A 14,099-nucleotide genomic window follows, 5' to 3' on the forward strand; every position below is an offset into this window, starting at 1 on the left:
CGGTCAGGTCTTGGTCGTGAACTTGCGGATGGCGACCGGTGCCATGATCGCCGTGATCGCGACCGACCAGACCAGGGTGATCGTCACGTCGTGGGCGATCGGCTGGCCGCCGTTGATCAGTCCGCGCGCGGCGTCCGCGAGCGTCGACAGCGGGTTGTAGTCGGTGAAGGCCTGGAGCCAGCCCGGCATGGTGGACGGCGGAGAGAAGATCGACGATCCGAACTGCAGGGGCATCAGCACGAGGAACCCCATTCCCTGGATGGCCTGGGCGCTCTTCATCACCACACCCATGGTCAGGAAGATCCACATGATGGCGGAGCCGAAGACCATCGACAGACCGATGGCCGCGAACAGCCCCGGCACGCTGGTGACGGACAGACCCAGCATGAAACCGACGGCGAGCAGGATCGCGGTGGCGACGAGCATCCGCCCGATCTCCACCGTGATCTTGGCGATCAGCACCGAGGAGCGGGCGATAGGCAGGGACCGGAAGCGGTCCATCACACCCGTCTGGAAGTCCTGGTTGAAGCCGGTGCCCACGCCCATGGCGATGTTCATGCCCATCATCGCCATCAGGCCGGGCACCAAGTAGTTGACGTACTGGTCCTGGTGACCCTTGCCCGCGATCGCACCGCCGAAGACGAACACGAACAGCAGGCAGAACACGATCGGGAAGAGGATCGCGTCGAACATGGACTCCGGGTCCTGGCGGATCCACAGGAGGTTGCGGCGGACCAGGGCGCCGATGTGGCGCAGCTGGGCCCTGGGGCCGAGGCGGCCTTCACCGTCGGCGAGGGGAGCGGTGGGAGTCTTCGAAGGGGCGGGGCGGAGCGCCTCGTCCAGGGTGGCGGTGGGCGACGGGCGGGAGCTCATACGGCGACCTCTTCACGGGCGGCGGACGCGTCCTGCGGGGTACCGGCCTTGTGGCCGGTGAGGGACAGGAACACCTCGTCCAGGCTGGGCAGTTCGGTGGCGATGCCGGCGAGCGTGATGCCGCGGGCGGTGACCGCGCCGACGACGGCGGTCAGCTGTTCGTCGCTGAGGATCGGCACGAGCACGGTGCCGGTCTCGGCGTCCACGGTCGCGTTGCCGAGGCCGGTGAGACCGAACTCGTCGAGCGCGGCGGCGGTCGGGTGGAGCTCCCGCGGGTCGGCCGGGCGGATGCGCAGCGTACGGCCGCCGACCTTCGCCTTCAGTTCGTCGATGCGGCCGCCCGCGATGACCTTGCCGCGGTCGATGACGGTGAGCTCGGAGGCCAGCTGCTCGGCCTCCTCCATGTACTGGGTGGTGAGCAGCACGGTCGCCCCCTCGGCGACCATCCGCTTGACCTCGGTCCACACCTCGTTGCGGGTGCGCGGGTCGAGCCCGGTGGTGGGCTCGTCGAGGTAGAGGACGGCGGGGTGGCCGATCATCGAGGCGGCGAGGTCCAGTCGGCGCCGCATACCGCCGGAGTACGTGGACGCCGGGCGCCGTGCGGCCTCCGTGAGCGAGAACCGCTCCAGAAGTCCCTCGGCCCGGGCCCGGGCCTCCTTGCGGGGCAGGTCGAGGAGCCGGCCGATCATGTACAGGTTCTCGAATCCGGAGAGCTTCTCGTCTACCGAGGCGTACTGACCGGTGAGGCCGATCACGCGCCGCGTCTGGCGCGGCTGCCGGACGACGTCGTAGCCGGCGACGGTCGCGTGACCGGCGTCCGGGGTGATGAGGGTGGACAGGCAGCGGACCAGGGTGGTCTTGCCGGCGCCGTTCGGGCCGAGCACGCCGAGGACGGTGCCCTCGCGCACATCGAGGTCGACACCGTCCAGTGCCCTGGTCTCGCCGTAGTGCTTGACCAGCCCCCGTACGGTGACGGCCGCGTCCGGGGCGGCGTCGATGGGGTCGTTGTCGATTCGCGTCATGCCGACCAAGGTGCCAGCCCCCACCGACAAACCACCGACAGCCCGCCTACACCTGCCGACCGACCGCCGACACCTGCCGACGGATCGCCTACAGCTGGGGACGCGCTGGTGACGGTCGGGAGGGGACGCCTACGGCTGGGGATGGGTCATCTACACCGGCCGAAGGGATGGTGGCGGTCCTGACACGGAGTGCCTGCGATCGGCAGGGGCCGGTGACAGCCTGGATGGATCGGCTGGGGGCAGTGACAGCCTTGACGGGGGGCGTCTACGGACGCCGAGGGACCGCCCGCCGTCCCGACGGACCCCACACGTCCAGCGGCAGCGGCGGACCAGCACCAGCCCGGCGGATCGCCTACGGCCCGCGAGGGACACCGCTGCCGACGGACCGCCGGCAGACGTGCCCCCGCCGCAACAGCCGGCAGCCCGCCGACGGGGGAAGATCGGCGGGCTGCCGCTGCGCCCTCCATGGGGGCGCGGGGAACTGCGCGACTGGCCAGGCACGGTCCGCAGCGTGCCGGTTACCGCACCCGGGCTCAGTGCACCGAGTGCTCTTCGAGCGGGAACGTCCCGCCCATGACGTCCTCGGCGAAGGCCTTCACCGCATCGCCCATCACCTGGCGCAGGTCCGCGTACTTCTTCACGAACTTAGGCACCCGGCCGCCGGTCAGCCCCATCATGTCGGTCCACACGAGGACCTGCGCATCCGTGTCCGGGCCCGCGCCGATGCCGACCGTCGGGATGTGCAGCGCGCGGGTGACCTCCGCGGCCAGCTCCGCCGGGACCAGTTCGAGCACGACCGCGAACGCGCCCGCGTCCTGCACCGCCTTGGCGTCCCGCATCAGCTGCGCGGCGGCCTCCTCACCGCGGCCCTGCACCCGGTAGCCCATCGCGTTGACGGACTGCGGGGTGAGCCCGATGTGCGCCATGACCGGGATACCGGACTCCACCAGCAGTTCGATCTGGCCGTGAGAGCGTTCGCCGCCCTCCAGCTTCACCGCGCCGACCCCGGCCTCCTTGACCAGGCGGGTGGCCGAGCGCAGGGCCTGCACCGGGCCTTCCTGGTAGGACCCGAAGGGCAGGTCGCCGACGATCAGGGCGCGCTGTGTGCCCCGGACGACCGCCGCCGAGAGCATCGTCATCTCGTCGAGGGTGACGGGTACCGTCGTCTCGTACCCGAGGTGGCAGTTGCCCGCGGAGTCGCCGACGAGCATGACCGGGATACCGGCCTCGTCGAACACCGAGGCGGTCATCGCGTCATAGGCGGTGAGCATGGGCCACTTCTCGCCGCGTTCCTTGGCGGCGGTGATGTCCCGAATCGTGATGCGGCGGGTGCTCGTTCCCCCGTACAGCGCCTTGCTGCTGTCGGACGACTTGAGCACACTCTGAGCGGACTGTCCCTGGGCAGCGGGAAGCTGCGTCATCGCAACGCTCCTTCTGTCATCTCGAGGCGCCCTGACGGCGTCCCCGGACCACCCCCATGGTGGCACTTCGTGCCACGCGCGGCTAGTGCGGGGTGAGAAGGGGGCCTGCGTCCCAGGACCTAGGCCGGTTTTCGCGGCGACCTAGGTCTTTCCTTAAGGTCTCCGTAAAGTATTCCGATACGAGACCGTTCCGTATCGAAAATTGCCTAGGCTCGTTGCCATGACTACCCAAGCTGTCCCCGTCGAGCGGCGGGTGCCCGAGGCGGTGCACAAGCGCCGCTGGGCCATCCTCGGCGTGCTCATGCTCAGCCTGCTGATCGTGGTGCTCGACAACTCCATCCTGAACGTCGCGATCAAGACGATCTCCACGCCGGCGCCGATCGGCCTGGGCGCCACCCAGAGCGAGCTGGAGTGGGCCATCAACGCCTACACGCTCGTCTTCGCCGGACTGCTGTTCACCGCGGGTCTGCTGGGTGACCGCCTGGGCCGCAAGAAAATGCTGCTGGCCGGCCTCGTGGTGTTCGGCGCCGGGTCGGCGCTCGCCGCCGAGTCCGGTTCTCCGGGGCAGCTCATCGCCTTCCGCGCGCTCATGGGCCTCGGTGCGGCCTTCGTGATGCCCGCGACGCTCGCCGTCCTCATGAACGTCTTCGAGCGTGACGAGCAGCCCAAGGCCATCGGCATCTGGGCCGGCGGTGTGGGCCTCGCCATCGCCATCGGCCCGATAACCGGCGGTGTGCTGCTCGACCACTTCTGGTGGGGCTCCGTCTTCCTGATCAACGTGCCGATCGTGGTCGTCGCCCTGGCCCTGATGATCTGGCTGGTCCCCGACTCCCGCGACCCGAACCCCGGCCGCATCGACCCCATCGGCGTGGTCCTGTCAGTCGTCGGCCTGGTCCTGCTCGTCTACGGCATCATCAAGGGCGGCCAGCTCGCGGACTTCACCGACGCCACGGTCCTCGCGACCATCGCCGCGGGTCTCGCCGTGCTCGTGCTGTTCGTCGTGTTCGAGAAGCGCAGCGACCACCCGTCCATCGACGTCACGTACTTCAAGAACAAGGTCTTCTCCGCCGCCATCGCCGCGATCGCACTGGTCTTCTTCGCACTGATGGGCGTGACCTTCTTCTCCGTCTTCTACACCCAGAGCGTGCGGGGCTACTCGCCGCTGCAGACCGGTCTGCTGATGCTGCCGCTGGCCGTCGCGCAGATGATCTTCGCGCCGCGCGCCAGGCTGCTGGTCGACCGGTTCGGCAACAAGGCCACGACCACCGCCGGCATGGTGGTCATCGCGGCGATGCTCGCAGCGTTCGCCGCCCTGCAGGCCGACACGCCGATCTGGATCCTCGAGGTCATCTTCTTCCTGATGGGTACCGGAATGGCGCACATCATGACCCCGACCAGCGTCGTCATCATGCAGGCGCTGCCCCGGGAGAAGGCGGGCTCGGCGTCCGCGCTCAGCAACACCTTCCGCCAGGTCGGCGGTGCCCTCGGCATCGCGGTCCTCGGCTCGGTCCTGTCGACGTCCTACCGCAACGGCATCCAGGACAAGCTGTCCCTGCTCCCGCCGGGCGTCCGCCACACGGCGGGCGAGTCGATCGAGGCGACGCTCGGCGTGGCCGCGAAACTCGGCCCGAACGGCAAGGCCCTCGTCTCCCCGGCCAACGACGCTTTCCTGCACGCGATGCACACCACGGCGCTGTGGGGCGCGGGCGTCGCGGTGATCGGCGCGGTCGTCGTGGCGCTGTTCCTGCCCGGGAAGGCGCCGGCCACGCAGAAGGGCAAGGAAGAGCAGGAGTTGGTGGGGGCCGATCACTGACGGCACGTCATGGCCGGGCACTCGGGGCGCCGGGTGCCCGTTCAGGCGTACACGGGGGGAGAATCATCCCAGCGCAGCAAGGACGGAGTCGAACGTGAGCCTCGCGCAGAGCCGGCCACAGCAGGACTGCCCCGTACGGGGACGCCCCCGTAGCGAGGCCGTGGAACGGGCCATCCTGGAAGGGGTGATGAAGCTCATCGAGGAAGGCGTCCCCCTCGCGGACCTGTCGATAGAGCGGATCGCCCGTACGGCCGGTGTCGGCAAGGCCACCATCTACCGCCGGTGGAGCAACAAGGAGGACCTCTTCGTCGACGTCCTGCGGGCGGGCGAGCCGGAGGACCCCGAACTGCCGGGAACCTCGATGCGCGACGACCTGGTCGTGCTCCTGGAGTCGCTGCGGCAGCGCGGACTGGCCAACCGCTCCTCGGCCATCCTGCGCAATGTGCACGCCCAGATGAAGAGCAGCCCCAAGATCTGGGCCGCCTACCACGCGACCGTCGTCGCCCCGAGGCGCCGGCTCGGGCTGGAAGTCCTGCGCCGCGGCCAGGAGAACGGCGAACTGCGCAAGGACGTGGACGTCGACCTGATGAACGATCTCCTCGTCGGCCCCATGCTCGTACGCTCCTTGCTGCGCCCCGACGCCCGGCTCGAGAAGGGACTCGCCGAGGAGATCGTCGACACGGTCCTCGAAGGACTACGGCCCGTCAGCTCGCCGGAGTAATGTGCTGGTTTCGTCACAGACGGCACCTCTCGTGCCGTTGTTCGGAACTCCGGGCTCCGCGTTCGCCGTCCTCGTGTTCGTACGGCCGCCATGGGGCGGCAGAGACGGAGCCGATCATCCCCTAGGGTCGTAACGGCGGGGGCGACGGTGTGCACGGCAAGCGGTGAGGCGACGGTATGGCGCAGGCGTACAAGACGGAGGCGGGCGGCGGCGGCACGGGTCCGTACCGCAGAGGAGCCCGGCTCCGGCACCTGCGCGGCGGCGGCATCTGGCGCCGCGGGATCGTGCTGGCCGCTCTCGCGGTCGTGCTCGCCCTGGTGATGGTGCTGCACGCGAAGATCCCCAACACCATAGGCAATCTCGGCAGCCTCTCCGAGACGTTTCTGCCGTGGCTCGGAGTGGTGTTCATCCCGCTGCTGCTGATCCTCGCGCTGGTGCGCAGGTCGGCCACCGCGCTGATCGCTCTGCTGGCGCCGCTGGTCGTGTGGCTGAACCTGTTCGGCGGTCTGCTCGGCGACAAGACCGGGAGCGGCGGCGATCTGACGGTGGCCACGCACAATGTCAACGCCGACAACCCCGACCCGTCCGGCACCGCCCGCGACGTGGCGAACTCCGGCGCGGACGTGCTGGCCCTGGAGGAGCTGAAGGCGTCCGCGGTCCCGGTGTACGAGCGGGCGCTGGCGTCGACGTACAAGTACCACTCGGTGCAGGGCACGGTCGGGCTGTGGAGCAAGTACCCGCTGCGCGGGGTGAAGGCGGTGGACATCAAGCTGGGCTGGACGCGGGCGATGCGGGCCACCGTCGACGCGCCTGAGGGGCAGGTCGCCGTCTACGTCGCCCATATGCCCTCGGTGCGGGTGAAGCTGGCGGCCGGGTTCACCGCGCGGCAGCGCGACACCAGCGCGGACGCGCTCGGCGAGGCCATCGCGGGCGAGAGGTTGAGCCAGGTGATCCTGCTGGGCGACCTCAACGGCACGATGAACGACCGCGCGCTCAGGGCCGTCACCTCCCAGATGCGCTCCACCCAGGGTGCGGCGGGCAGCGGCTTCGGGTTCAGCTGGCCGGCGTCGTTCCCGATGGCACGGATCGACCAGATCATGGTCAAGGGCGTCCAGCCGGTGAGTTCGTGGACCCTCCCGCGGACGGGGAGCGACCATCTGCCGATCGCGGCGCGTGTGAAGGTGGACACGGGCTCGTAACCCGCTGGAATAGTCGGCGTGAGAGGCTTTGTTCCGTACGTGAACATATTGATCGCTCCCGTACGGAACTCCGCTCTGAAAGGCCCCTCATGCCCCTGGCCCTGCTCGCCCTCGCCGTAGGCGCCTTCGGTATCGGCACCACCGAGTTCGTGATGATGGGCCTGCTGCCCGAGGTCGCGGACGATCTGCACATATCCATCCCCGCCGCCGGGCATCTGGTCTCGGCGTACGCACTGGGCGTGGTGATCGGAGCGCCGCTGCTCGCCGCGGTCACCGCCCGGCTGTCCCGCCGCAAGGTCCTCATCGGCCTGATGGGACTGTTCGTGGTGGGCAACGCGCTCTCGGGCCTCGCGCCTGGCTACCGCTGGCTGCTGGCCGCCCGCTTCCTGAGCGGACTGCCGCACGGTGCCTTCTTCGGCGTCGGCGCCGTCGTCGCGACCGGTCTGGTCGCCCCCGAGCGCAAGGCGCGTTCGGTCTCACTGATGTTCCTGGGTCTCACGGTCGCCAACATCGCCGGTGTGCCCGTCGCCACCTTGACGGGCCAGCACCTGGGATGGCGGGCGACGTTCCTCGGTGTCAGCGTGATCGGGGTGGCGGCGATCGTGTCGCTCTTCCTCCTGATCCCGCACGACCACACCCACGCCCCGGCCGGCGGACTGCGGGGCGAACTCGTGGCCCTGCGCTCGCTGCCGGTCTGGCTGGCGCTGGGCACCACGGTGGCGGGCTTCGGCGCCCTGTTCTCGGCCTACAGCTACATCACGCCGATGCTGACGGACGCTGCGGGCTACGCGGACGCCAGCGTGACCCTGCTCCTGGCCCTGTTCGGCGTGGGCGCGACGATCGGCAACCTGGTGGGCGGCCGTCTGGCGGACCACTCGCTGCGGGGCACGCTGTTCGGCGGCCTGACCGCACTGGCGGCGGTGCTGGCGCTGTTCCCGCTGCTCATGAGCGCGCAGTGGAGCGCGGCCCTGGCGGTGGCCCTGCTGGGCACGGCCGCGTTCATCACCGGTTCCCCGCTCCAGTTGATGGTGATGGAGAAGGCCTCCGCGGCCCCCTCCCTCGCCTCCTCGGCCAACCAGGCGGCCTTCAACCTGGCGAACGCGGGCGGCGCCTGGATCGGGGGCCTCGCCCTGGCCGCGGGCTTCGGCGCCACCTCCCCGGCGGTCGCGGGCGCGGCTCTCGCCGTGCTGGGCCTCGCGGTGGCGGGTGTCGCGTACGCGGTGGACCGCCGGCAGGGCACTCCGATGAGCGGGCGGGAGCGTGTGGTGGCGTCGCATCTGCCGGACCACGCGGAGAGCGTGCGCGGCTGACAAGGGTGTCGAGGGGCCGGGGCCGGTGGCTCGGCCCCTTCTCGCACGATTGGGCCGAGCGCTGCCGGCCCGTAGCTGGGTGCCCCCGTGGGGCCGAGAGTCCGGAAGGTGCGGGACCGAGGCCGTTCAGGCCGAAGCGGGCGACCGGGGCGGCCCCCAGGGACACGGGCCCGAACGGGAGCGCCGTCCGGACGGCGCCCCCCCGCGGAGCCCTACGCGTGCTCGCGCCAGCGGTTCGTGATCGGCAGCCGGCGGTCCTTGCCGAAGCCCTTCGCCGAGATCTTCGTGCCCGGCGGGTACTGCCGGCGCTTGTACTCGGCCGTGTCGACCATCCGCAGGGTCCTCACCACCAGGTCACGGTCGAAGCCCGCGGCCACGATGGCGTCCGCGCCCTGGTCCCGGTCGACGTACAGGTCGAGGATCGCGTCCAGGACCGGGTAGTCGGGCAGCGAGTCCGTGTCGACCTGCCCGGGACGCAGCTCCGCGCTCGGCGGCTTCGTGATCGAGTTCTCCGGGATGGGCGGCGTCTGGCCCCGCTCCTCAGCTGCCCGGTTGCGCCACCGCGCCAGCTGGAAGACCGATGTCTTGTACACGTCCTTGATCGGGCCGTACGCGCCCACCGAGTCGCCGTACAGCGTCGAGTAGCCCACCGCCAGCTCCGACTTGTTGCCGGGCGCCAGCACGATGTGGCCCTCCTGGTTGGAGATCGCCATCAGCAGCGTGCCGCGGAGCCGGGACTGGAGGTTCTCCTCCGCCAGACCGGTCAGCCCGAGGGCGTCCATGTAGGCGGTGAACATCGTCTCGATGGAGACGGTGCGGAAGTTCAGACCGGTGCGCCGCGCCAGCTCCGCCGCGTCTCCCCTGGAGTGATCGGAGGAGTACTTGGACGGCATGGAGACCCCGTAGACGTTCTCCGCGCCCAGCGCGTCGCACGCGATCGACGCGACCAGCGCGGAGTCGATTCCGCCCGAGAGGCCGATGAGCACCGACCTGAAGCCGTTCTTCTTCACATACGCCCGCAGGCCCACGACCAGCGCCGAGTAGACCTCCTCGTCGTCCTCCAGGCGCTCCGCGTAGCCGCCCGTCAGCTCGGGCTCGTATTCCGGGAGCGGCTCCTCGGACAGCACCAGCCGGTCGATGCGCAGTCCGTCGTCGACGACGCCCTCCGGCGCGTCGGGCTGCGCCGCGGGCAGGTCGAGGTCCAGGACCACACAGCCCTCGGTGAACTGCGGTGCCCGCGCGATCACTTCGCCGTCCGGGCCGACGACGATCGAGTCCCCGTCGTAGACCAGCTCGTCCTGGCCGCCCATCATGGCGACGTAGGCGGTGGTGCAGCCGGCCTCCTGCGCCCGCTTGCGCACCAGCTCCAGGCGCGTGTCGTCCTTCTCGCGCTCGTACGGGGAGGCGTTGATCGAGACCAGCAGCCCGGCCTTCGCGGTCCGCGCGGCCGGCACCCGCCCGCCCTCCTGCCACAGGTCCTCGCAGATGGCGAGCGCCACGTCGATCCCGTGCAGACGCACGACCGGCATGGTGTCGCCCGGCACGAAGTAGCGGAACTCGTCGAAGACGCCGTAGTTGGGCAGGTGGTGCTTGGCGAAGGTGAGGACGACCTCGCCACGGTGTAGCACCGCCGCGGCGTCCTGCGGGGCGCCGGCCGGCTGGCCGTACTTCGGCTGGGCGGTCTCGCAGCGGTCCAGATAGCCGACGATCACCGGCAGCTCCCCGAGGCCCTCACCGGCGAGGCGCGCGGCGAGGTTCCGCAGGGCCGCGCGAGAGGCCTCGACGAAGGACGACCGCAGGGCCAGGTCCTCGACGGGGTACCCGGTCAGCGCCATCTCCGGGAACGCCACCAGGTGCGCTCCCTGCTCGGCGGAGTGACGGGTCCAGCGGAGGATCGCCTCGGCGTTTCCGGCGAGATCACCGACGGTCGAGTCGATCTGATTCAGGGCGAGGCGTAGTTGAGGCACGGCCCCAGTCTAGACGCCAGTAATCGTCAGAGCGACACAATGGGGCTGTGGGCCGCCCCACGCCCGGCGTGCCTCCTGCGGCAGCGGGCCGCGGCGGCGGGCGGGGGCCCTGCGATCAGCGTGTGATGCCGGGGAGGCACCGGGGCATCACGGACGAGATGCCGGCGCGGCGACCGGCCCGGCACACGGGTGGGCCCGCTCCCCCTTCAGGACGAGGAGCGGGCGCACGGTCGTCGAACCGCCGAGTCGTGTCAGTGGCGACGGTAGGACTCGACGTAGCCGGGAGCGGGCGAGCCCACACCGGTCACGTCGTCGTAGCCCTTCACGGCCGACAGCGAGCTGTCCTTGCCGAGGCTGCGCACGGAGACGGCCAGACCGTCCGCCGCGTCGAACCCGTTGACGAAGTCGACACGCGCGACCGCGAGGTCCTTGCCGGTCGGCTTGTCCACCACGTCGTGGTACAGCTTCGAGCCGTACTTGGCGTAGATCGTCGGGTTGGCGAAGCCGATCGCCTTGCCACCCCGCGCCTCCTGGGCCAGGGCCTGGACGGCCGCGATGACCGGCGCGGCCAGCGAGGTGCCGCCGATGCGGTACTCGCTGTACTGCTGCGACCCGTCGGGGAAGGTCTGCGTCTGGCCGACCTTGAAACCGGTGTTCGGGTCGGCGATCGCCGCGATGTCCGGGACGACGCGGTTGCCGTCGGCGCTGTTGGCCTTGGCGAGCGCGTCCGGGACGACACCCTTCTGGTAGAAGGGCTCGGCCACGGTCTTGCTGGTGCCGCCGCCCGCGCCCGAGGTGAACGCGCCGGGGAAGTTCGTCCAGCTCTTGCCGTCGGCCGACAGGGTCGCCTTCTCGGTGCCCCAGCCGGTCTCCCACTGGTACGTGTTGCCCTTGCCCACGGCCAGCGAGGTGCCGCCGACCGCCGTCACCCACGCCGAGTTGGCCGGGGTGTCGACCTGCTTCGTCCCGGTGTTGGCGACCTGGTCGCCGTCGTCGCCGGAGGAGAAGTAGAAGCCGATGCCCTCGACCGCGCCCAGCTGGAAGACCTGGTCATAGGCCGCCGCGAGGTCCGGCGTCTGGTTCGCCTCGATGTCGCCCCAGGAGTTGGAGACGATGTCGGCCAGGTGGTTGTCGACGATCTTGCCGAGCGAGTCGAGCAGATCGTCGTCGAAGCAGGACGCGGCGCCCACGTACGTGACATTGGCGTTCGGCGCGACCGCGTGCACGGCCTCGACGTCGAGGGACTCCTCGCCGTACCAGCCGGCCGCGTCACAGTCCTTGGTCTTCTTGTAGCTCTTCGGGAGCACCTGGTTCAGCTGACCCGTCGACCAGGCCGCGTCACCGTGCTTGTTCGCGTAGGTGGCCGCGTCGAAGGCGATGGTCGGCGAGGCGTAGGCGTCGGTGATGGCGACGCGGACGCCCTTGCCCGTGCGCGTGCCGGCGCCGTACGCGGCCCGCAGCTGCTTGCCGGTGTAGCCCTTGACGGCGTACGGGATCTTCGTGCCGTACGCGTCCGGCAGCGTGGTCGCGATGTTCGAGCCGTAGTAGGAGGAGAACGGCCCGGAGTTCTTGAACACGGCGCTCGGCGGCGGCAGTTGGTCGTCGTGGCGCGCCACGTGCGGCGCGTTGTCCAGACCGGTCACGGTCAGGACGGCACCGTTCAGGCTCTCCGGCGCGGTGGCCGCCTTGGACGGCGCGCGGTAGGTTTTCGAGCCCTTGGCGTAGTTGTGCAGCTGGGTCCCGAACGCCCGCTCGGCGGCGGCCACGTCACCGGTGACGGCGACGTAGTGCTGCGTGACGGTGGTGACCTGCAGACCCGCGGCCTTCAGCCACGACGTCACGGCGGCCACCTGGGCCTTCGTCGCACCGAAGCGCTGCTGCGTCTGCTTGGCGCTGAGGTACTTGCCGTACAAGGGCGAAGCCGGGTCGGAGACGGCCTTGGCGTAGGCCGCCAGGCCAGCGGCGTTGCGGCCGGCCAGGTAGACGCGGGCCGAGACCTGGGCGCTGTTCGAGGTGGCGCCCCTGTCCGCCTTGGCCGTCGCCCACGCGGGCTTGGTGCCCGCGAGCGCATCCCGGCCGGGGTTGTTCGCGGCGTGCGCCGCCGGTATGCCGAGCGCCAGTGCACCGGCGAGCAGCGGCAGTGTCGCTGCCATGCTCACTCCGGCGCGCGCCGTGGCGCGGTTGGATCTCATATAGCCCCCTGCAATGCGGTTCGTCGCATGTGGTGGTTAGTCGGCGATCCGCGTAGAACCGCCGCGCCGAAGCGCGGCGAATGGATCACACGATGGGGGCCACTCTTTCGATGAACAGTTCATGCCAGGGGAATGAAATGGCCAAGAAGAGCTCAAGTGGCCGTGGGTATGGGTCATTTGAGGCGGTTTCGGCGAACCTCCGTCTGTTGCGGGTTGATTGCGATCGCCCGGAGATCCTTGCGGCGGCCGGAGCGCGCGGCGGGGGGTGCCTGGGCGTGCGAGGGGTCAGTCCTGTGGCTTGGCGCCGCGTTCCTTGAGCATGGTCGCCATCAGTTCGATCTCCGACTGCTGCGCGTCGACCATGCCCTGCGCGAGCTTCTTCTCCACGCCCACCGTGCACTTGGCGACACAGCCCTCGGCCATGTGGATGCCGCCCTTGTGGTGTTCGGTCATCAGCCGCAGATAGAGGATCTCGGCCTGCTTGCCCTCAAGCGTGTCCAGCTTCTTCAGGTCGGTGTTGGTCGCCATGCCCGGCATCAGCGCGCCGTCCTGGCCGGGGGGCATGTCACCCATGCCCATCCATGTCATCGGCGGATCGGCGGACACCTTCGGCAGCCCCCACAGGTCGAGCCAGCCCAGCAGCATGCCGCGCTGGTTGGCCTGCGTCTGTGCGATGTCGAAGGCGAGCCGGCGCACTTCCTCGTTCTGCGTGCGGTCGCGCACGATGTACGACATCTCGACGGCCTGCTGGTGGTGGACCGCCATGTCCCGGGCGAAACCCGCGTCCGCCGACTCGGCGGTGGGCACCTTGGCCGTGGCCCCGGCATCCTCGGCGACCGCGTAGGTGACCGCTCCGGCCGCGACGAGCACCGCCGCGGCCGATCCCGCGATCCAGCCGATGTGCCTCATTGGCCCAGCCCGCCGGTGCAGGCGGCGCCCGGCTCGGGCGTCTGGGAGCCCTGGACGAACTGGGCGAAGAACTTGTCGACGTCCGGGTCGCTCGCGCTCTTCACCGTGCGCTGGTGCGCCCAGGCGCTGAGCATGATCGGGTCCTTCTGGTCCTCGACCGGGCTCATCAGCGTGTACGGCGTCTTCTGCACCTTGGCCGCGAGCGCGTCGACATCGGCCTTGGACGCCTTGGAGTTGTACGTCACCCAGACCGCCCCGTGCTCCAGCGAGTGCACGGCGTTCATGTTGTTGACGGGCTTGGTGTAGACGTCGCCGTTGCAGTTCTGCCAGACCGGGTTGTGGTCACCGCCGACCGGGGGCTCCATCGGGTAGTTCACGGTCTTGGTGGTGTGGGTGCGGCCCAGCGTGCCCTTCCAGGTGTTCACCCCGTCGGCGCCGGCGACGAAGTGGCCCGACCCCTTGGAGTCGTCGGCCGCGGAGGCCTTGTCACCGGACTGCGACTGGATGAGGACGACACCGCCGACGACGAGACCGGCGACGACGACCACGCTCGCGGCGATGGTGAGGATCCGATTGCGGCGCTCACGGGCGCGCTCGGCGCGACGCATCTCCTCTATTCGCGCCTTGCGCTCGTTGGAGCCGGTCTTGTTGGCGGAACCCATGGCGAGTCCT

At 70.0% G+C, this 14,099-nt stretch carries 11 protein-coding genes; 4 read left to right on the top strand and 7 right to left on the bottom strand.

The window, feature by feature from the left end; translation table 11 throughout:
• Positions 1 to 3 precede the first annotated feature (3 nt).
• From ACQEXA_RS38980 to panB, 3 genes are all read right to left on the bottom strand, one after another.
• Positions 4 to 873 (bottom strand): ABC transporter permease, encoded by an 870-nt coding sequence (locus tag ACQEXA_RS38980; RefSeq protein ID WP_432926981.1) that lies wholly within the window; start codon positions 871 to 873, stop codon positions 4 to 6.
• A complete protein-coding gene (locus ACQEXA_RS38985) occupies positions 870 to 1,895 on the bottom strand; it encodes an ATP-binding cassette domain-containing protein (protein WP_432926979.1) in 1,026 nt (341 codons plus the stop codon). The genes ACQEXA_RS38980 and ACQEXA_RS38985 overlap by 4 nt, the downstream gene beginning before the upstream one ends.
• Positions 1,896 to 2,428: 533 nt before the next feature.
• On the bottom strand, positions 2,429 to 3,316 hold the full coding sequence (panB, locus tag ACQEXA_RS38990; RefSeq protein ID WP_433132371.1) for a 3-methyl-2-oxobutanoate hydroxymethyltransferase: 888 nt from the start codon (positions 3,314 to 3,316) through the stop codon (positions 2,429 to 2,431).
• Between the two features lie 220 nt (positions 3,317 to 3,536).
• On the opposite strand from panB, the gene ACQEXA_RS38995 reads away from it, so the two are divergent.
• The 4 genes from ACQEXA_RS38995 (at position 3,537) to ACQEXA_RS39010 (ending at position 8,359) form a co-directional block, all read left to right on the top strand.
• Positions 3,537 to 5,129 carry an MFS transporter gene (locus ACQEXA_RS38995; protein WP_432926975.1) on the top strand — a complete coding sequence of 531 codons (1,593 nt, stop codon included), beginning with the start codon at positions 3,537 to 3,539 and terminating at the stop codon, positions 5,127 to 5,129.
• A gap of 94 nt (positions 5,130 to 5,223) precedes the next feature.
• Complete coding sequence (locus ACQEXA_RS39000) at positions 5,224 to 5,850, top strand: TetR/AcrR family transcriptional regulator (RefSeq protein WP_432926973.1); 627 nt, start codon at positions 5,224 to 5,226, stop codon at positions 5,848 to 5,850.
• Between the two features lie 176 nt (positions 5,851 to 6,026).
• Positions 6,027 to 7,049, top strand: coding sequence for an endonuclease/exonuclease/phosphatase family protein (locus tag ACQEXA_RS39005; protein WP_432926971.1), 1,023 nt, complete (start codon positions 6,027 to 6,029; stop codon positions 7,047 to 7,049).
• Positions 7,050 to 7,138: 89 nt separating this feature from the next.
• Positions 7,139 to 8,359: an MFS transporter gene (locus ACQEXA_RS39010; protein WP_432926969.1), complete on the top strand. Its 1,221-nt coding sequence runs from the start codon at positions 7,139 to 7,141 to the stop codon at positions 8,357 to 8,359.
• Between the two features lie 212 nt (positions 8,360 to 8,571).
• On the opposite strand, the gene ACQEXA_RS39015 is transcribed toward ACQEXA_RS39010, so the two are convergent.
• The 4 genes from ACQEXA_RS39015 to ACQEXA_RS39030 all read right to left on the bottom strand — a co-directional run bounded on the left by ACQEXA_RS39015 (position 8,572) and on the right by ACQEXA_RS39030 (position 14,089).
• Positions 8,572 to 10,326, bottom strand: a complete 1,755-nt coding sequence (locus ACQEXA_RS39015; protein ID WP_432926967.1) for an NAD+ synthase — start codon at positions 10,324 to 10,326, stop codon at positions 8,572 to 8,574.
• 251 nt (positions 10,327 to 10,577) lie between these two features.
• Positions 10,578 to 12,479, bottom strand: coding sequence for a S53 family peptidase (locus tag ACQEXA_RS39020; RefSeq protein WP_432926965.1), 1,902 nt, complete (start codon positions 12,477 to 12,479; stop codon positions 10,578 to 10,580).
• Positions 12,480 to 12,803: 324 nt separating this feature from the next.
• A complete protein-coding gene (locus tag ACQEXA_RS39025) occupies positions 12,804 to 13,427 on the bottom strand; it encodes a DUF305 domain-containing protein (protein ID WP_432926963.1) in 624 nt (207 codons plus the stop codon).
• Entirely contained in the window at positions 13,424 to 14,089 is a 666-nt protein-coding gene (locus tag ACQEXA_RS39030; protein WP_432926961.1) for a DUF3105 domain-containing protein, read from the bottom strand. The genes ACQEXA_RS39025 and ACQEXA_RS39030 overlap by 4 nt, the downstream gene beginning before the upstream one ends.
• Positions 14,090 to 14,099 lie beyond the last annotated feature (10 nt).

Origin of the sequence: Streptomyces sp. CA-106110, assembly GCF_050936285.1 — a bacterium.
GTDB lineage: Bacteria > Actinomycetota > Actinomycetes > Streptomycetales > Streptomycetaceae > Streptomyces.